Origin of the sequence: Ideonella alba (assembly GCF_018069875.1) — a bacterium.
GTDB lineage: Bacteria > Pseudomonadota > Gammaproteobacteria > Burkholderiales > Burkholderiaceae_C > Ideonella > Ideonella alba.
This window is the reverse complement of record NZ_JAGQDF010000014.1, coordinates 130547-146951: the sequence shown is the minus strand read 5'-3', so window position 1 is coordinate 146951 and position 16405 is coordinate 130547. Positions and strand designations below refer to the sequence as shown.

The window sequence follows — 16405 nt, the reverse complement described above, 5'->3', positions numbered from 1 at the left end:
GGGCGGCGCTGGCGCGACTGTAGGAACCGGCACCGGGACCGTCTTCCTCAATCCTGCGGAGTGGCCCGGCAGCGGGCGGGCTGCCTGGCGTCATGCCGATGACAGGACCCGCTTCTAGCATCGCAGCCATGCTCGAACGCCTCGTCTACCGATCCACCGCCCACCACGACCTGGGCACGCTGGCGCTGTTCCAACTGCTCACCGCCGCCCAACTTCGCAATGAGCAGTTGCAGATCACCGGCCACCTGCTCTACCTGGATGGCCAGTTCACCCAGTGCATCGAGGGACCGCCCGAGAGCATCGAGCAGCTCTGGCAAAGCCTGCAGCGCGATGAGCGGCACCACCAGATCGAGCTGCTGATGCGTGGTCCCACCGAAGCCCGTCGCTTCAGTGAATGGAGCATGGCGTTCTCCACCTACGCCAGCTTCTACGTGCACGGCCTCAAAGGCTTCTTCCCGGTGGACGACAGCGGCCAGTCGCCGCTGGTGCCGCTGTGCCAGCGGGAGCACGCGCCCGGCGCCTGAGGCCGGCTCGCGGCGCGCCTGCTCAGCGCCTCAGTGTGCCGGCCCCTCGGCGGCCCACAGCGTGTCGACCTGTTGCTTGAGCCGCGCCGCGGCCTGCAGCGCGCCTTCCAGGTGGCCGGCATGGCGCCTGGCGGTTTCGCTGCCACCCAGCAGCAGACGGCCCTCCCACAGCGGCTGTCGCAGCCACTCGCTGGACCAGGCGGGGCCGGCGTGGGCCTCGTCGGCCAGGTCGCGCTGGCTGCAGGTCAGCGGCTCCTGCGCCCAGTCGTGGTGGTGCCATTCGCCGTCACCGGCGCCGGCGCCCCACAGCTGCTCCACCTGGCTGTCCAGCAGCAGGGCCAGGCTGGCCGCGAAGCGCGGGCGCTCGGCCGCCGGCAGCGCGATGAAGCCGGCCAGGGCGTCGCCGTCGCCGGACACGCCGGCGTCGAAGACCTCGGCCAGCACCGCCTGCGCATGCGGCACCCAGGCGCTGCCGCAGCCGCCGGACTGGCGCCAGGGCGCGGGCCGTCCGGTGGGCGCGGCGAGCGCGGCCTTGGCGGCGGTGGCCATCCAGGTGGGCGTGTCGGCCAGGGCCTGGCTCACCGGCGGCGGCAGTGCGGGCGTGCAGACGATGTCCTGCGCCACCAGGCGCGGCGGCAGCGCCAGCACCACCTGGCGGGCGGACCAGACGCGGCGCTGTCCGCCCTGCATCACGGTGGCGCGGACATGGTCAGCCGCGTCGTCCAGCGACAGCAGCGTGCTGCCCAGGTGCAGGCGCTCGCGCGGCAGCAGGCCGGCCAGCGCGGTCACCAGGGCCGCCATGCCATCGACCAGGCGCTGCGCGCCGCCATGCAGCGCGCCGGGCTGGGGCTGATCGGCCGGCACGGGCTGGCCATCGGCGCCCAGCGCCATGGCCTGGCGGCGCGGGCCCTGGGCGGGATCGTCCAGCCACTGCAGCCAGCCGTCGTCGGGCTGCGGCAGCGTGGGCAGGCCCAGCTGGCGCACCACCTGGGTGATCGCCGGCTGACTGGCCGGCCAGAACCAGGTGGGACCCAGGTCCAGCGCCGGACCGGCCGAGGGCAGGCGCGTCAGCACCCGGCCGCCCAGGCGCGGGCGCGCCTCAAGCAGCTGCCAGTCCAGGCCGCGCGCCTGCAGGCCCTGGGCCAGTGCCAGGCCGCAGACACCGCCCCCGACGACCAGGACGTCGATCATGGCCCGGCGCCGCTCAGCCCGACAGCGCGCCCAGCAACTCCACCGTCACCGGCTCGCTGCCCAGCGTGACCTGACAGGCCAGGCGGCTCTTGCTGCCCACGCCGACCAGGGTGTCGAGCTTGGCGTTCTCGGCCGGGGTCAGCCGGCTGATGGTCTTGCGGCCTTCGGTGACGAACAGGTGGCAGCCGCCGCAGCTGGCGTTGCCGCCGCATTGGCCGGCCAGCTGCAGGCCGGCGTTGATCAGGGTCTGCAGCAGGTTGGCGCCAGCGGCGAATTCAACCGTGGTGCCCGCGGGCAGGACGGTGAGCGTGGTCATCTCAAGACTCCTTCAAGGTTCGATGAAAGCCGGCCTGCGGCCGGTGAGCTGCGCGGCCACGTCGGCCAGCGGCAGGGCGATGCGGGTGATGCCCTGCTCCTCCAGGAAGCGGGCCTCCATGCGGGTGGGTTCGTCGGGCAGCACCGCGTAGTGCGGGCCGGCCGAGCGCTTCATGATCTGGCGCGCGAAGCTGCGCGGCAGCTGGTCGTTGAAGCGGCAGCCCAGGAAGACGAATCCCAGGCTGGCGCGGCGCTGCTGCACCAGGGCCGGGATCGGCGTCTGGATGTCGATCTCGGTCAGCACCTCGACATAGTCGGAGTCACTGACCAGGTAGTTGGACGCCGGCGCGTGGCCGCCCCAGGGTTTGTAGAACACCGTGCGCACGTCCACCGGCTCGTCGGCCAGCGCGGTGCCGTCAGCGCCGTACCAGCCGCACCAGGTGCCGAAATGCTCGCTCTGCGACAGGCCCTGCACCTCGGCGAAGGAGGCAGCGGCATCGACCAGCGCCGTGCGCATCGTGTCGTCGTACCAGCCCGCCACGATCAGCGGGCTGCGCAGACCCGCCAGCCAGCGGTGCAGCGCGCTGGGCAGCGGCTGCGCGGTGAACGCCGCGTCCATGCCGGCCACCAGGGTCTTGCGGTGCTTGAAGTTCTCGATGAACTGCGCCGCCTGCGTCAGCCGGTTCCTGATCTTGCCCGGCACGCTGTTGCGCGCCGTCAGCAGCGCCGCCAGCGCCAGCGGCTCGGCCGGCACCGGCGGGTTCTCGACCAGCCCCAGCATCGCCGGCCCCAGATACGGCGCCAGCGTGCCGCCGGCCAGGCCCTCGGCCACGGCCTCGGGCAGATGTTCCAGTGTGTCAAAGCTCATATCGATCAACCTCGCTCTCGTGTACTGACTTCGCTCGACCAGCACCGCGACCCCATCCAGTCCCTGGCGCGGATCCGGCTTCGCCGGTCCGCTGCCAGAGCCCCCTCGGGGGGTGGCGAGCGCCAGCGAGCCTGGGGGCACCAATCAGCGAGCCTGGGGGCACTAATAAATCGCGGCACCAGCACCGATGTTGGTGGCGGTGTCCTGCAGTGTGGCGACGATGAACTTCACCTCGTCGTCGTCCAGGTGGGCATGGAAAGGCAGGGCCAGCGCGCGGTCGCCGATGCGTTCGGCCAGCGGCAGGTCCCCGCGCTGCCAGCCCTGCTGCTGGTAGAAGAACTGCTGGTGCAGCGGCTTGCAGTAGGGCGCGGCCTCGATGTGCTCGGCGGCCAGGTCCTCGACGATCTGCTTGCGCGCGCTGGCCGTGAAGCGGGTGCCCAGGTGCACCACCCAGACCATCCAGTGCACGACGTCGACGCCCTCGCCGATGTAGGGTGGCTTGATGCCCTCGAAGCTGTTGGTGTGCTGCCGGTAGCTGCGCTCCACCGCCTGGCGCCGCTCGAGCAGGCCGTCGATGCGCGCCAGCTGCGCCACGCCCAGCGCCGCGCCCAGTTCGCCCATCGCCGCCTGCAGCGGCACGCGTGCGCCCACCGCCACCGCGTTGCGGTCCTTGATCGAGCGCTGGCGCAGGTAGCGCAGCTCGATCGCCAGGCGGTCGTCGTCGGTCACCACCATCGCGCCCTCGCCGCAGCACAGCGCCGAGGGTTGCGAGAAGTCGAACACCGCCAGGTCGCCGAAGCGGCCCACCGGGCGGCCGCGGTAGCGCGAACCGATGGCTTCGGTCGAGTCCTCGATCAGGCGCAGGCCGTGGCGCTCGGCCAGCGCGCGCAGCGCGTCCCAGGCGGCCGGGTGGCCGTTGACGTTGCCCGCCAGCAGGGCGCGGGTGCGCGGCGTGATGCGCGCCTCGGCGCGCGCGGCATCCAGGCAGCCGGTCCAGTAGTGGATCTCCGAGAACACCGGCGTCGCACCCGCCAGCGTGATGGCCTGCGCCACCTGGTGCCAGCCATGCGGCGAGCAGATCACCTCGTCGCCCGGCCCGATCCCCAGCGCCCGCAGCGCCAGCCAGGTGCCCAGCGTGCCGCTGGCCACGGCCACCGCATGGCGCCGCCCCAGCCAGTCGGCAAAGGCGCGCTCGAAGCGCTCGACCATCGGCCCGGCGCTCAGGCGCGAGCCGCCCAGCGCGGTCTGCACCAGGGTCTGCTCCAGCTCGGAGAAGTCGGGGTCGGACAGCGGGATCCAGTCGTCGCCGAGCAGTTCGTCGGTCTGCGGCGTCTCGCCGGCCACCAGGCCGTCGGGGCCGATCAGGGCCTCGTCGGCATCGGGCCCCTCGGCGGCGGCGCCGGCGACCGTCCTGACCGCGGCCGTGTGAAGGGCGGCGTCCATCTCAGACATCCGCCAGGTAGAGGCCGGCCAGCGCGCCGGGATCGTGGCTGACGCTCCAGCAGTGGCCATCACTGGCCGCACCCCACAGCGCGCGGCGCGCACCCTGGGCCAGCGGCGCTTCGCCGCGCATGTCGAAGGCGTCCACCACCATCACCCGCAGCGGTGCCAGCTGCTGGCGCAGCACGGCCGCGGCCTCGCGCACCGTGGGCTGGGCCTCGGCCAGGCTCAGGGCCTCGTCAACGGTGGCCATCTCAGTCACCACTGAGGCGGCGCGCCTCGACCGTGATCGGCAGCGCGGTGCCATCGGGCATGTCGGGCAGGGCCAGCACCCAGTCGTTGCCCAGCGTCACCGTGCCACCCCACAGGCCCGGCTTCTCCTGCGAGACGATGGGCTCCTCCAGGTCCTTCTTGGCGACATAGGCCGACAACGCGCCGGTGGAGGTCTTGCGGATCATGACTTTCATGGGGTTCTCCAGGAGGTGTTCAGGCGGCGGCGGCCAGCTCGGCCAGCAGCGGCACGATGGCGCGCTCAACGGCGGCCAGCGTGCGGGCGATGTCGGTGTCGGTGGTGTCGCGGCCCAGCGAGAAGCGGATGCCGGCGCGCGCCTCGTGCGGCGTGCAGCCCATGGCCAGCAGCACGGCGGAGGGCTCGGTGCCGCCCGCCGCGCACGCCGCGCCGCTGCTGGCGACGATGCCCTCGCGCTCCAGCGCATGCAGCGCGCGCTCGGCGTCCAGCGTGCCGAAGCGCAGGCCCAGCGTGTTGGGCAGGCGCGGTGCGCCCTCACCGAAGACCACCAGCGCCGGCACGCGCTGGCGCAGCCCCTGCGCCAGGCGGTCGCGCAGGCCCTGGATGCGCGGCAGATCCGCCTCCAGCGTGGCGGCCACGCGGGTGGCGGCGGCGGCGAAGCCGGCAATGCCGGGCGCGTTCTCGGTGCCACCGCGCCGGTGGCGCTCCTGCTGGCCGCCGATCAGCGGCGGCCAGTCCAGGCCCTTGCGAATCACCAGCGCACCCACCCCCTTGGGGCCGTGCAGCTTGTGGGCCGAGACCGACCACAGGTCGGCCCCGCTGGCGTCAAAACGCAGCGTGCACTTGCCCAGCGCCTGCGTGGCGTCCACATGGAAGGGCACGCCGTGCGCGCGCGCCAGCACCGACAGGGCCTGCAGCGGCATGCACACGCCGGTCTCGTTGTTGGCGGCCATCACCGACAGCAGCGCCACGTCGGGCCCGATCAGGCGGGCGGCAGCGTCGACATCGACCACCCCCCGCGCATCCACCGGCAGCAGATCGACCGGCGTGCCCTGCGCGCGCAAGCGTTCGGCCAGGCCCAGCAGGCCGGGGTGCTCGACCGCGGAGAGCAGCAGCCGCGTGCGGCCCAGCGCCCGGCCGCGCGACAGCGCGCCCAGCACCGCCGCGTGGTTGGACTCGGTGGCGCCGCTGGTGAAGACCAGCTCGGCCGGCTGGCAGCCGATCACCCGCGCCAGCGCCGCGCGCGCGGCCCCCAGCCGCTGGCGCGCCGCCTGGCCGGGCGCATGCATCGACGAGGGATTGGCCCAGTCCTGGCGCAGCGCCTGCAGCATCGCCTCGACCGCCTCCGGGGCCGGCGCGGTGGTGGCGTTGTGGTCCAGGTAGACCGGCGACGCCACGCTCATTGCCAGAACTCCTTCAGCGGGTCGTCCACCAGCCGCGCCAGCGCGTCGGCCAGCGTCGCGGCGCGCAGCTTGAAGACCCAGGCGCGCCGGCGGTGGTCGTGCGCATGCAGGTGCCACTGGCCCGCCACCGGTTGCAGCCAGGCGATCTCGATGATGCCGCCCAGCGGGTCCACGCTGCGCGAGCAGTTGGGGCTGAGCACCTGCCAGCCCACGCCGCCCGGTCCGGGCTGGACCTGCGGCTGCACGTACTTGTAGCGGTGCCGGGCTTCCAGCGCGACCTCGATGCGCGCGCGGTCGAGCACATAGACCGCCGCCGGCTCGAAGCGGCCGGCAGGGGGCTGGAGCTGCCCGGCGGCCATGGCTCAGGCCTCGGACACCGCGGCGGTGGCCGGCGCGGCGCGCTCGAGCTCTTCCTCGAGGCAGCCCACCACCGTGCGGCCGAACTCGACCATGTAGACCGGCAGATTGGCCTCGGCATGGTGGCCGACCTGGACCACCTCGCCCAGGCTGCCGGCGCGCACCAGCAGCGCGCCCTCGTCGACATCCGGGTAGCTGCCGTCGTTGAACAGGTCGACCGTGGCGCGCACGGGCTGTCCCCAGGCGTAGATCGGGGCGCGGGGTTCGATCATCAGAGCTCTCCTGTCGGAACGGTTCAGCGCAGCGCGCGCAGCGAGTCGGCCCGCGCGCCCAGGCGCGCCAGCACCTCGTCGGGCAGGTGGTCCAGCGTGCACAGCTCCTTGGCCCGCATGCCCACCTGGTGGCCGCTGGCCGGGAACTCCACCGCGTAGATGTAGAACTGCTGCAGGAAGGTGCCGATCGAGCGCACGTAGCCGATGTCGCCGCGCTCGACCAGCACGTCGCCGATCGCCTTGCCGGGGTAGGTGCCGTCGTTGCGGATCACGCTGCGGCTGGCCACCCGCTCGCCCATCGCGTAGCGGGGCGGATGGGCCAGCTCGACCGTGTCGTCGTCACGCGCGATGTCCGCCATGAAGGGCCTCCAGTGGTTGCAATCCCTGCAGCCGCTCGCGGGCGCGGCAGCGCACCTCGGCGTCCTCATCGGCCGCCAGCTCCTGCAGCAGGCCGCGGTGGCGGCGCTCGTCCAGGCGGTCGGCCAGCACCCAGCGCACCGACCAGTCGGGGTCTTCGCTGAACGAGACCAGCAGGTCCACCGGCGCGCGCTGGGCGACGGTGTGGCGCACCCGGGGCGACGCATCGTTCGCCAGGCGCCACAGGGTTGGCATCTCCAGCCGCTCGGCCACCACGCGGCGCACCTGCTCGTCAGGGTCACGGGCCAGCAGCGGCAGCAGCGCCGGCGGCAGACGACGTGCCACGGCGCTGCGGACCTCGTAGTCGGGGTCGTCGACCAGGGCGCTCAGGGCCGAGGGGTCCAGGCGCTGCGCGACGCGGATGCGCACCTCGCGGTGGGGATCGGCCACCATCGCGGCCAGCTGGCGCAGCGGCAGGCGCAGCGCCACCTGCAGGCGCACGGTCTCGTCGGGATCGTCGCGCAGCCGGGCCAGCTGGAAGACATCGACATGGCGCGCGGCGATCGCCCGCACCTCGAAGTACGGATGCGCCAGGTGGCGGTCGGCCAGCGTGGGATGGGCACGGAAGAAGCGGTCGATGCGGCGCGCGTAGGCGTCCTGCATGCAGCTGTGGCCAGGCTCGCAGGCGCCACTGCGGCGCAACGCCGCGTGCGGGCAGTGGGTGCAATCCAGCGCCTGACCTTGCCAGTCCAGCACCGGGATGTCGCCGGCGGGCGCACGCACGCGCAGCGCCAGTGGCGAGCGGGTGGCGACGGCGCTGTCCATCGTCCCTGTCCTCAGGCCGGGGCCAGGCGGGCCCAGGCCGCCGCGCCGGTCACTGGCGGCGCGCCAGCGTCGTCCGGGTCCTCGCCGACCAGCGCGCGTTGGCGCACCGCCTCGACCAGCGCGCCGCCGACCCGGTCGTCCGGGTCCAGGTGGCGCAGCAGCGCCAGCGCGTCGCGCGCCTCGACCGGGTCGTCCAGCCGCAGGCTCAGGTAGGCATAGCCCTTGAGCGTGAACAGGTAGAAGCGGGTGACCGCGTCGTCCTGGGCGCCGGACAGCGGCTGGCGCGGCACCTCGCGCCAGGCCGCAGGCAAACCCAGCGCCTGCGCACCCACCAGCAGCGCACGACGCGCCACATCGCGCGCCAGCGACAGGCGGTGGCCGTAGAAGTGGTGGCGGTACAGCGCGATCAGCACCGCCGGGTGGCCCGGGGCCAAGGCCTGCGCACGCATCAGCGCAGCCATCGCGGCGGGCGGGTCGGCGCGCAGCCGACCGGCCTCGGCCAGCGCCGCCTCGGCTGCGCCGGGCAGGCCGCGGCCCAGCACCGCATCGTCGAAGCCGCTGGCGTCCACCACCGGCTCCGTCAGTGGCGCTTCAGCGAGGACAGCGGCACCGTGGCGGCCGCGGGCGGCGCGGCGTCGCTGGAACTGCTGCAGGCACAGGGGCCGGCCGAGGGGTTGAAGAAGGTCAGGCCCGACGAGGTGGGCGTCTCGGCGAAATCGACCGTGACGCCGTCGAGCACCAGGCGGCTCTCGGCCGGCAGGAAGACCCGCACGTCGCCGAACACCATCTCGGCATCACCCGCGGCCGGCGACTCGGCCACGGTGAACTCCGACGCATAGCCCGAGCAGCCACCCGGCGTGACCGTCAGCCGGAAGCCGCCGGCCGGGTGCGACGAGAAGCGCACCATGCGGCGCATGAACTTCGCCGCAGCCGGCGTGACGGTCACATTGGGAAGAATCATTCCAGTCTCCATGTGCAGAACAAAAGGGCCTGGGCAGTCAGCCGACCGAACCCAGTCGCGACGTGGATCCGGCTTTGCCGGTCCACAGACGCGGCCCCCCTGGGGGGAGGCGCCGCAGGCGCTTCGGGGGGGTGGTCAGACCTTCTTGATGCAGCCGTCGACGGGGCAGACCGACACGCACTGCGGCGCGTCGAACTGGCCTTCGCACTCGGTGCACTTGGCCGGGTCGATGATGAAGGTGCCGCCCTTTTCGCGGATGGCAACGTTGGGGCATTCGGGCTCGCAGGCGGAGCAGCCGGTGCACATCGAGGCAATGATCTTCAGGGCCATGGTGAGTTCTCCTGGCGGGGTCGGGGAAAGGGCCATCAGGCGGCGAGTTCGGCCGCGTCGCCGGCAGCGCCGGTGAACGCGCCCTGGCGGATGCGCGCATCGCCGCGCGCCTGGTGGGTGATCTGGCCGGCGGCCACGCGGCCGCAGTAGTCGGTGAACCAGCTGAGCGCGGCCTTCTCGATGAACTCGTGGGCGTACTGGTCGACCGGCTCGATGCCGGCGGCCGTCAGCTCGTCACGCGGGCAGGCGCCGATCTTCGAGACCAGCACCGCATGGCAGTCGTTGATCGCGCCGACGATGCTGGGCAACTGCTCGTCTTCGCCATAGCCGCCCTGGCAGTACAGGTCCACGCGGCGGTGGCCCACAAAGAGCGCCTCCTTGCGGCTCACCTCGAAGATCTGGAACTCGGTGGCGTGGCCGAAGTGCTGGTTGACGCGGCCATGCCCCTCGGTGGCCACCGCCACCAGCACCTTCAGGTCCTCCTGGCCGGCGATCAGGGCGGCGTCCAGCGCGGCATCGAGCGCATCGACCTTGGCCTGGTGCTGGGCCTGGCGCTCGGCCTCGACCTTGGCCTGGTAGGCGCGGCGCTTGTCCAGGTCGTAGTGGATGTCCATCGCCTCGATCTTGTCGAGCGTGAATTCCTCCGAGCGGTCTTCACCCAGCAACCCCACCGCATCCGCGCGGCACTGGCGGCAATGGCGCATCAGGTTGGCGCCACCCATGCAGGCGTCCTGCACCGCCTTGAGCTCCTGCGCGGTGGGGCCGCGCTGGCCGGTCAGGCCGAACACCGTGCCGTGCTCGGGCTCGGAGATCAGCGGCATGATGTTGTGCAGGAAGGCGCCGCGCTTCTTGACCTCGCGGTTCACCTCGATCAGGTGCTCGTCGTTGATGCCGGGAATCAGCACCGAGTTGATCTTGGTGAGCACACCGCGCGCGGTCAGCATCTCCAGGCCCAGCATCTGGCGCTCGTGCAGGATCTTCGCCGCCTCGACGCCGGTGTAGCGCTTGTGGTTGTAGAAGATCCAGGGATAGATCTTCTCGCCCACCGCCGGGTCGACCATGTTGATCGTGATCGTGACGTGGTCGATGTTGTACTTGCAGATCTCATCGACCATGTCCGGCAGCGCCAGGCCGTTGGTCGACAGGCACAGCTTGATGTCGGGCGCCTGCTCGGCGAGCTGGCGCATGGTGTCGAAGGTCTTCTTCGGGTTGGCCAGCGAATCACCCGGGCCGGCGATGCCCAGCACCGTCATCTGCGGAATCTCGCTGGCCACCGCCAGCACCTTCTTCACCGCCTGGTCGGGCGTCAGCTTCTGGCTGACCACGCCGGGGCGCGATTCATTGCTGCAGTCGTATTTGCGGTTGCAGTAGTTGCACTGGATGTTGCAGGCCGGGGCCACCGCCACATGCATGCGGGCGAAGTGGTGGTGGGCCTCTTCCGAGTAGCAGGGGTGGTTCTTGACCTTCTCCCAGATCTCGGGCGGCATGTCATCGGCACCGGCCGAGGAGCCGCAGCTGGCCTTGCCCTCGCCGCCGGTGGTGGAGCAGCCGCCACCGGTCTCGATGACCTCACTGATGGCGCTGCGACCTTTCTTCAGGTCGGCGATCGAGACGAAGGCGGCGTTGGCAGACATGGGCACCTCGCGGTCGTGGGTTGAGTCCCCTATTGCGAGAGCCGTGCCAGTCAGAAAACACTGAAAAATCAAGCACTTGGATTGGCGTGTCGGCTGTGCCGGTCACGACAAAAGCGACAAGGCCGCCCGATGGCGGCCTTGTCGACGTCAGCGCCGGGCGGCGCTCACAGCTTGCGCACCTCGATGCGGTGCTTCTGCAGCGCATAGCCCAGTTGGCGCGGCGTGACCTTCAGCAGCCGCGCCGCCTTGGCCTGCACCCAGCCGCACTGCTCCATCGCCCAGACCAGGCGGTCACGCTCGCCGGCCGGGGCCTCGGGGCCGAAGTGGCGCGGCGGCACCGCGCCCGACTCGGCCAGGCGTTCGGCCGGGCCGATGGTCAACACCTCGTCGTCATCGGGCAAGGGGCTGCTGTGGCCGTTGACCCGGCCGGCGAAGTGGACCACCGCCGGCGCCACCGCATCGGCCTTGTCGATGTGGTGCAGGGTCTGGGTGAGGCAGCGGTTGGAGCGGCAGGGGAAGGCCAGGCCGTTGATCGAGCCGCCCTCCACCATCGTGGCGGTGCGCTCGATGCAGTTCTGCAGCTCGCGCACATTGCCCGGCCAGTAGCAGTTGGTCAGCACCTGCATGGCCTCGGGCGTGACCTTGACGTTGCGCCGGTTCTCCTTGTTGTAGCGGTCCAGGAAATGGGCCACCAGCGGCGGGATGTCCTCGCGCCGCTCCCGCAGCGGCGGCAGGAAGATGCTGACCACGTTGATGCGGTAGTACAGGTCGGCGCGGTACTCGCCACGCTGGACCATGCGCTCGAGGTCGCGGTTGGTGGCGCAGATCAGGCGCACGTCCACCTTCACCGGCCGGCTGCCGCCGACGCGCTCGAACTCGCGCTCCTGCAGCACCCGCAGCAGCTTGGCCTGGAAGCCGGCCGAGATGTCGCCCACCTCGTCCAGGAAGAGCGTGCCGCCATGCGCCAGCTCGAAGCGGCCCTTGCGCTCGCCCACCGCGCCGGTGAAGGCGCCCTTCTCGTGGCCGAACAGCTCGGACTCCAGCAGCGATTCGGTCAGCGCCGCGCAGTTGACCTTGATGAAGGGCGCTTCCTTGCGCGGGCTGAGGAAGTGGATGGCGCGCGCGATCTCTTCCTTGCCGGTGCCCGATTCGCCGCGCAGCAGCACGGTGGCGCGCGAGGGCGCGGCCTGGTGCACCTCGGCGAAGACGCGCTGCATCTGCCGGCTCTGGCCCACCACGTTGTCCAGCGAACGCCGGCGCGGGATGTCCGCGGTCAGCGCCTTCTGCAGCCGGGTGGTCTCCTGCTGCAGGCGCTGGTGCTCGGCGCTGACCGAATGGTGCAGCGCCACCGACTGCGCCAGCAGCGTGGCCACCATGGTCAGGAAGCGCTGGTCGTCGGACAGCCGGGCCACGCCCTGCAGCTCGCGCTGCGCCGCCAGCACACCCACGGCGTTGTGATCCGCGCCGGTGCGCAGCGGCACCACGATGAAGGACAGGCGCTTGCCTTCCTGGGGACCGAAGGCGCCGGTGCGGTCGATGAACTCGTCGCTGTCCTCGACGTTCGTCACCACCACCGGCAGGCCGGAGAAGTGCACCCGGCCGATCACGCCCTCGCCCGGCTGCCACTGGCCGCGTTCCATCTCGTCGCGGGTCAGCCCGACGGCGCTGTGCACGCGCAGCTGGCCGTCTTCGCTGACCGGCAGCACCACCATCGCGCGCAGCAGACCCAGCTGGGCGGCCAGGGTGTTCAGCGCGGCGCGGAAGGTGCGCTGCAGGTCGAGCGAGTCGCCCAGGATGCGACACACTTCATAGATGGTGGAGAGCTCCAGATGGGAGCGCTCCTGTGCGATGCGGCTGATCACGGTGCACCTCCTGTGTCCGGGGGCGCGCCGAGACGGTGCATCCGCCGCGGCGACCCGGTTGGAGGCGGTTCAGTGCAAGAAGCGCGCCGGTGGCGCGCGCTCACCAGACCGTGGCCGGTGCGCGCAGCCGCGCCACCGGGGTGCCACCCAGCAGGTGGCTGTCGAAGAGCTCGCCGATGTCGGCCACTGTCACGCCCTGGTACAGCACGCCTTCGGGGTAGACCAGCACGTTGGGGCCACCGTCGCAGGGGCCGAGGCAGCCGGAGTAGGTGACCGCCACCTGGTCGTAGCACTGGCGCTTCTGCACTTCGGCCCAGAAGGCCTGCAGCAGCGGGCTGGCGCCCTGGGCGGCGCAGCTGCCGCGCGGATGGCCGGGCGGGCGCTGCTGGCTGCAGACGAAAACGTGGCGGGTCGGCTGGGGCATGGCGTGATGAATCGGTGGAAAGAACGGTCAGGCGACGTGGGCGGCGATCAGCGCCTGCAGCTGGCGCAGGTGGTCGGCCTCTTCCTCGGCGAACTCGGCGGCCAGCGCACGCAGCTCGGGGTCGATCGTGCTGGCGGCCACCGCGGCGTACCAGGCATGGCCGCGGCGCTCGCTGTCCATGGCCAGCGCCAGCGCCGCGGGCGCGTCCAGCAGCGCATCGACGCCGGCCCAGTCAGCCACCTCGGGCGAGACGCCGTCGGGCCACTGGAAGTCCTGCGGCGCGATCACCGGGATCTCGCGAAAGCCCCCGCGGGCCATCGCGTCGGCCAGGTGCAGGCGCGAGTATTTGGCCATCAGCGCGAAGAAGGCCTTGAGGTCGGCATTGCCCTCCGTCGCCAGTGCGGCGGAGAGCTCCTCGTAGCGGCGGGCGGCTTCGCGCTCCAGCTGGATCGCGTGGGCCAGGAAGGTGTTGACATCCATGGCTCAACCGAATTTGAAGAGGATGCCGTGCCCGCCACGCGGGTACTCCCACGCGACGTTGGCGTGCTCGGTGCAGATCACCCGGCAGCTGCCGCACTCCAGGCAGCCGTCGGTGATCAGCGTCACCGAGCGATTGCCCTCGGCCTTGTAGCAACTGGCCGGGCAGACGAAGGTGCAGCTCTGGTCCTTGCAGTCGTTGGCGCAGACCTCGGGCTTCCTGATCTGGATATGCGGGCGGCCGTGGTCGACCTTGTAGCGGTTCTGGAAGAGCTTTTCTTCGACGTTGACGACGAGGCTCATGATGGCTCCTTCGGGCGAGGGCGGGCAAAGGGTGTGCAGCAGCGGCTGGCGCGCTCAGCGCGAGGCACGCCAGAGCTTGAAGGCATCGCCCATCAGGCCGGTCAGGCTGCGCTTGCTGCGGAAGCTTCCCAGGATTTCCTTTTCCTTGGAGTGCTTGTCCACACCGTCGACGGTGAAGAAGGTCTTGGCGGCGCGGTTGACCAGCTCGGGGTAAGCGGTGAAGAACTGCGGACTGCTGTGCAGCACCTCGGGCAGCTTGCGGTACTTCTTCAGGTCCTTCATGACGAAGGACTCGTCCATCTTGTCCTTGTAGAGCTTCAGGCGGGCGGCCGAGGGTTCCTGGCCGGCGGCCTTCAGGGCGATGACCGTCTCGCCGGCCAGGCGGCCGCTGGTCATGGCCAGGTTGGAGCCTTCGCGGTGGGCGGCGTTGACGAAGCCGCCCGAGTCGCCCACGATCAGCCAGCCCGCGCCATAGATGCGCGGCACGGCGTTGAAGCCGCCTTCCGGGATCAGGTGGGCACAGTACTCCTTCATCTCGCCGCCTTCGATCAGCGGGGCGATGCTGGGGTGCTTCTTGAGCTTCTCCAGCAGCGTGTAGGGGCTGGTGCGCTGGGGGTTGGCCTTGAAGTCGCTGAGCATGCAGCCCACGCCGATGGTCAGCGACTCCTTGTTGGTGTAGAGGAAGCCGGTGCCCACCATGCCTTCGGTCACCTTGCCCATCAGCTCGATGACCACGCCCTCTTCGTCCTTGACGTTGAAGCGCGCCTGGATCACTTCTTCGGGCAGGAAGAGGATTTCCTTGACCGCCAGGGCCACGTTGCCTGCGTCCAGCTCGCCATGGAAGCCGGCCTTGCGCGCCAGCGTGCTGTTGACGCCGTCGGCCAGCACCACCACGTCGGCATAGACCTCGCCGCCCAGGCGGTCACAGCGCACGCCGATGACCTGCTCGCCGTCGAGCAGCAGCTCCTCCACCGTGGTCTCGCAGATCAGCAGCGCACCCGCCTCGCGGACCTTGGACGAGAACCACTTGTCGAACTGCGCCCGGATGATGGTGTAGCGGTTGTACGGCGGCTTGTTGTAGTCGTCGCTGCGGTAGTGGGTGCCGACGAAGCTCTCGTCGTCCATCATCCACATGCGCTGTTCGATGATGTGGCGCTCCAGCGGCGCGTCCTCGCGGAAGTCCGGGATGATCTGTTCCAGCGCGTTGCTGTACAGGATCGCGCCCTGCACGTTCTTGCTGCCGGGGTATTCGCCGCGCTCGATCTGCAGCACCTTCAGACCCGCCTTGGCCATCGTGTAGGCCGCGGCATTGCCCGAAGGGCCGGCACCGACCACGATCGCGTCGAACTTCTCTTTGCTCATGACAGCCCCTCGTCCGACGGGTACGTCGCCCGATCCCCCAAGGGGATGCGGGCCGGCTTGGGAGCGGCCCGGCGCTCGGCCCGCCACGTCGATGTCGTGATGTCGTTCATCATGGCTCCTGGTGTTCAAGCGACCTTGCGGATGCGCTTGTCGAGGTGGGAACGGAAGGCGGCGGTCAGTGCCGGCAGCACCTGCATCGCGTTGCCGACGATGCCGTGGTGGGCAAAGTCGAAGATCGGGGCGTTGGGGTCGGTGTTGATGGCCACGATCACGTCGGAGGCCTCCATGCCCACCCGGTGCTGGATCGCCCCCGAGACGCCGGCGGCGATGTAGAGCTTGGGGCGCACGGTCTTGCCGGTCTGGCCCACCTGCCGCTCGGCCTCCATCCAGCCGGCCTGGGTGACGGCGCGGGTGGCGCCCACCTCGGCGCCCAGCACGCGGGCCAGGTCCCACACCAGCTTGCAGTTGTCGGCGTTCTTCAGCCCCTTGCCGGCGGTGACGATGATGTCGGCATAGGCCAGGTTGATGTTGTTGCTGGTGGCGTCGGGGATGAAGCCCAGCAGCTTGGTGACGATGTCGGTCTCGATCATGCCGAGCGGCATCGTGATGATGTCGCCGGTGCGGCTCTCGTCACGCGGCGGCATGGGCGCGGTGCGCGGGCGCATGGTGGCCATCTGCGGCCGATAGGCCAGGGTCATGATGGTGCACAGCAGGCTGCCGCCGAAGGTCGGGCGGGTCGCGGCCAGCGCGCGGCCGTCGATGTTCAGCTCGGTGCAGTCAGCGGTCAGGCCGGTGCCCAGCGTGGTGGCCACCGAGCCGGCCAGGTCGCGGCCCATGGTGGTGGCGCCCAGCAGCAGGATCTCGGGCTGGTGGGTGTTGACCAGGTCGGTCAGGCCCTTGGTGAAGGGCTCGTTGCGGTAGCCCTGCAGCACCGTGTCGCGCATGATGTAGCAGTGGTCGGCGCCGTAGGTGTAGGCTTCCTTGGCGTAGTCCTCCAGCTTGTCGGCCGGGCCGCCGAGCAGCACGCCGCTGACGTCCACGCCCAGCTTGTCGGCCAGCTTGCGGGCCTCGCCCATCAGCTCCCAGCTGACGCTGTGCACCTGGCCGCGGTCGTGTTCGATGAACACCCAGACGCCCTTGTAGACCTTCAGGTGCTCGGGCAGTTCGGTGCTGCGGCCACTGCGGCCGGCGGTCCGGGCGGCACCAGCGGCCGCGGCGGCGGCCATCTGGGGAGCATTCGCGGGTTTGGC

The 16405-nt window shown here is 71.0% G+C and carries 22 protein-coding genes; 1 reads left to right on the top strand and 21 read right to left on the bottom strand.

All coding sequences use genetic code 11. From position 1 onward, the window contains the following. Positions 1-128: 128 nt before the first annotated feature. Positions 129-524 carry a BLUF domain-containing protein gene (locus KAK07_RS21155; protein ID WP_210863094.1) on the top strand — a complete coding sequence of 132 codons (396 nt, stop codon included), beginning with the start codon at positions 129-131 and terminating at the stop codon, positions 522-524. 30 nt (positions 525-554) lie between these two features. On the opposite strand, the gene KAK07_RS21150 is transcribed toward KAK07_RS21155, so the two are convergent. From KAK07_RS21150 to KAK07_RS21050, 21 genes are all read right to left on the bottom strand, one after another. Next, positions 555-1715 carry a flavin monoamine oxidase family protein gene (locus KAK07_RS21150; RefSeq protein ID WP_210863092.1) on the bottom strand — a complete coding sequence of 387 codons (1161 nt, stop codon included), beginning with the start codon at positions 1713-1715 and terminating at the stop codon, positions 555-557. Positions 1716-1728: 13 nt separating this feature from the next. After that, positions 1729-2031 (bottom strand): 2Fe-2S iron-sulfur cluster-binding protein, encoded by a 303-nt coding sequence (locus KAK07_RS21145; protein WP_210803831.1) that lies wholly within the window; start codon positions 2029-2031, stop codon positions 1729-1731. 12 nt (positions 2032-2043) lie between these two features. Continuing rightward, entirely contained in the window at positions 2044-2898 is an 855-nt protein-coding gene (locus tag KAK07_RS21140) for an SIR2 family NAD-dependent protein deacylase (protein ID WP_210863090.1), read from the bottom strand. A gap of 162 nt (positions 2899-3060) precedes the next feature. Continuing rightward, positions 3061-4341, bottom strand: a complete 1281-nt coding sequence (locus tag KAK07_RS21135; protein WP_210856746.1) for a DegT/DnrJ/EryC1/StrS family aminotransferase — start codon at positions 4339-4341, stop codon at positions 3061-3063. Position 4342: 1 nt separating this feature from the next. Continuing rightward, positions 4343-4591, bottom strand: coding sequence for a hypothetical protein (locus KAK07_RS21130; protein WP_210856747.1), 249 nt, complete (start codon positions 4589-4591; stop codon positions 4343-4345). A 1-nt stretch (position 4592) separates the two neighbouring features. Further along, positions 4593-4805 (bottom strand): putative nitrogen fixation protein NifT, encoded by a 213-nt coding sequence (nifT, locus tag KAK07_RS21125; protein ID WP_210863089.1) that lies wholly within the window; start codon positions 4803-4805, stop codon positions 4593-4595. A gap of 19 nt (positions 4806-4824) precedes the next feature. Further along, a complete protein-coding gene (locus KAK07_RS21120; RefSeq protein ID WP_210863087.1) occupies positions 4825-5991 on the bottom strand; it encodes a cysteine desulfurase family protein in 1167 nt (388 codons plus the stop codon). Then, positions 5988-6350 carry a DUF3024 domain-containing protein gene (locus KAK07_RS21115; protein WP_210863085.1) on the bottom strand — a complete coding sequence of 121 codons (363 nt, stop codon included), beginning with the start codon at positions 6348-6350 and terminating at the stop codon, positions 5988-5990. Before KAK07_RS21115 ends, KAK07_RS21120 begins: the two co-directional genes overlap by 4 nt. Before the next feature lie 3 nt (positions 6351-6353). After that, positions 6354-6620 (bottom strand): nitrogen fixation protein NifZ, encoded by a 267-nt coding sequence (locus tag KAK07_RS21110; protein WP_210803838.1) that lies wholly within the window; start codon positions 6618-6620, stop codon positions 6354-6356. Positions 6621-6643: 23 nt separating this feature from the next. After that, the gene (locus tag KAK07_RS21105; RefSeq protein ID WP_210803839.1) at positions 6644-6979 is read right to left on the bottom strand and encodes a nitrogen fixation protein NifZ; all 336 of its coding nucleotides are present in this window, start codon (positions 6977-6979) and stop codon (positions 6644-6646) included. Continuing rightward, positions 6960-7802: a 4Fe4S-binding leucine-rich repeat protein gene (locus tag KAK07_RS21100; protein WP_210863083.1), complete on the bottom strand. Its 843-nt coding sequence runs from the start codon at positions 7800-7802 to the stop codon at positions 6960-6962. The genes KAK07_RS21105 and KAK07_RS21100 overlap by 20 nt, the downstream gene beginning before the upstream one ends. A gap of 11 nt (positions 7803-7813) precedes the next feature. Continuing rightward, positions 7814-8371, bottom strand: a complete 558-nt coding sequence (locus KAK07_RS21095) for a hypothetical protein (protein WP_210803841.1) — start codon at positions 8369-8371, stop codon at positions 7814-7816. Between the two features lie 11 nt (positions 8372-8382). Beyond that, positions 8383-8763: a HesB/IscA family protein gene (locus tag KAK07_RS21090; protein WP_210803842.1), complete on the bottom strand. Its 381-nt coding sequence runs from the start codon at positions 8761-8763 to the stop codon at positions 8383-8385. A 135-nt stretch (positions 8764-8898) separates the two neighbouring features. Continuing rightward, complete coding sequence (locus KAK07_RS21085) at positions 8899-9093, bottom strand: 4Fe-4S binding protein (RefSeq protein WP_210803843.1); 195 nt, start codon at positions 9091-9093, stop codon at positions 8899-8901. Positions 9094-9128: 35 nt separating this feature from the next. Beyond that, on the bottom strand, positions 9129-10727 hold the full coding sequence (gene nifB, locus KAK07_RS21080; RefSeq protein ID WP_210863082.1) for a nitrogenase cofactor biosynthesis protein NifB: 1599 nt from the start codon (positions 10725-10727) through the stop codon (positions 9129-9131). 164 nt (positions 10728-10891) lie between these two features. Beyond that, complete coding sequence (gene nifA, locus KAK07_RS21075) at positions 10892-12589, bottom strand: nif-specific transcriptional activator NifA (RefSeq protein ID WP_210856752.1); 1698 nt, start codon at positions 12587-12589, stop codon at positions 10892-10894. Between the two features lie 100 nt (positions 12590-12689). Beyond that, on the bottom strand, positions 12690-13013 hold the full coding sequence (locus KAK07_RS21070) for a (2Fe-2S) ferredoxin domain-containing protein (RefSeq protein WP_210856753.1): 324 nt from the start codon (positions 13011-13013) through the stop codon (positions 12690-12692). Between the two features lie 27 nt (positions 13014-13040). Next, a complete protein-coding gene (locus KAK07_RS21065) occupies positions 13041-13493 on the bottom strand; it encodes a ferritin family protein (protein WP_210863080.1) in 453 nt (150 codons plus the stop codon). A gap of 3 nt (positions 13494-13496) precedes the next feature. Beyond that, positions 13497-13796 carry a ferredoxin family protein gene (locus KAK07_RS21060; RefSeq protein ID WP_210856785.1) on the bottom strand — a complete coding sequence of 100 codons (300 nt, stop codon included), beginning with the start codon at positions 13794-13796 and terminating at the stop codon, positions 13497-13499. A 51-nt stretch (positions 13797-13847) separates the two neighbouring features. Next, complete coding sequence (locus KAK07_RS21055; RefSeq protein ID WP_210803848.1) at positions 13848-15155, bottom strand: FAD-dependent oxidoreductase; 1308 nt, start codon at positions 15153-15155, stop codon at positions 13848-13850. 125 nt (positions 15156-15280) lie between these two features. Beyond that, positions 15281-16381 carry an electron transfer flavoprotein subunit alpha/FixB family protein gene (locus tag KAK07_RS21050; RefSeq protein ID WP_210863120.1) on the bottom strand — a complete coding sequence of 367 codons (1101 nt, stop codon included), beginning with the start codon at positions 16379-16381 and terminating at the stop codon, positions 15281-15283. Between the last annotated feature and the right edge of the window lie 24 nt (positions 16382-16405).

What these genes read in the sequence shown, in the direction of transcription:
- KAK07_RS21085 (WP_210803843.1), bottom strand. Translation starts at nt 9,093, where the DNA reads ATGGCCCTGAAGATCATTGCCTCGATGTGCACCGGCTGCTCCGCCTGC.
- KAK07_RS21155 (WP_210863094.1), top strand. Translation starts at nt 129, where the DNA reads ATGCTCGAACGCCTCGTCTACCGATCCACCGCCCACCACGACCTGGGC.
- KAK07_RS21110 (WP_210803838.1), bottom strand. Translation starts at nt 6,620, where the DNA reads ATGATCGAACCCCGCGCCCCGATCTACGCCTGGGGACAGCCCGTGCGC.
- nifT (WP_210863089.1), bottom strand. Translation starts at nt 4,805, where the DNA reads ATGAAAGTCATGATCCGCAAGACCTCCACCGGCGCGTTGTCGGCCTAT.
- KAK07_RS21105 (WP_210803839.1), bottom strand. Translation starts at nt 6,979, where the DNA reads ATGGCGGACATCGCGCGTGACGACGACACGGTCGAGCTGGCCCATCCG.
- KAK07_RS21055 (WP_210803848.1), bottom strand. Translation starts at nt 15,155, where the DNA reads ATGAGCAAAGAGAAGTTCGACGCGATCGTGGTCGGTGCCGGCCCTTCG.
- KAK07_RS21115 (WP_210863085.1), bottom strand. Translation starts at nt 6,350, where the DNA reads ATGGCCGCCGGGCAGCTCCAGCCCCCTGCCGGCCGCTTCGAGCCGGCG.
- nifB (WP_210863082.1), bottom strand. Translation starts at nt 10,727, where the DNA reads ATGTCTGCCAACGCCGCCTTCGTCTCGATCGCCGACCTGAAGAAAGGT.
- KAK07_RS21090 (WP_210803842.1), bottom strand. Translation starts at nt 8,763, where the DNA reads ATGATTCTTCCCAATGTGACCGTCACGCCGGCTGCGGCGAAGTTCATG.
- KAK07_RS21135 (WP_210856746.1), bottom strand. Translation starts at nt 4,341, where the DNA reads ATGGACGCCGCCCTTCACACGGCCGCGGTCAGGACGGTCGCCGGCGCC.
- KAK07_RS21140 (WP_210863090.1), bottom strand. Translation starts at nt 2,898, where the DNA reads ATGAGCTTTGACACACTGGAACATCTGCCCGAGGCCGTGGCCGAGGGC.
- KAK07_RS21065 (WP_210863080.1), bottom strand. Translation starts at nt 13,493, where the DNA reads ATGGATGTCAACACCTTCCTGGCCCACGCGATCCAGCTGGAGCGCGAA.
- KAK07_RS21145 (WP_210803831.1), bottom strand. Translation starts at nt 2,031, where the DNA reads ATGACCACGCTCACCGTCCTGCCCGCGGGCACCACGGTTGAATTCGCC.
- KAK07_RS21050 (WP_210863120.1), bottom strand. Translation starts at nt 16,381, where the DNA reads ATGGCCGCCGCCGCGGCCGCTGGTGCCGCCCGGACCGCCGGCCGCAGT.
- KAK07_RS21070 (WP_210856753.1), bottom strand. Translation starts at nt 13,013, where the DNA reads ATGCCCCAGCCGACCCGCCACGTTTTCGTCTGCAGCCAGCAGCGCCCG.
- KAK07_RS21100 (WP_210863083.1), bottom strand. Translation starts at nt 7,802, where the DNA reads ATGGACAGCGCCGTCGCCACCCGCTCGCCACTGGCGCTGCGCGTGCGT.
- KAK07_RS21130 (WP_210856747.1), bottom strand. Translation starts at nt 4,591, where the DNA reads ATGGCCACCGTTGACGAGGCCCTGAGCCTGGCCGAGGCCCAGCCCACG.
- KAK07_RS21150 (WP_210863092.1), bottom strand. Translation starts at nt 1,715, where the DNA reads ATGATCGACGTCCTGGTCGTCGGGGGCGGTGTCTGCGGCCTGGCACTG.
- KAK07_RS21120 (WP_210863087.1), bottom strand. Translation starts at nt 5,991, where the DNA reads ATGAGCGTGGCGTCGCCGGTCTACCTGGACCACAACGCCACCACCGCG.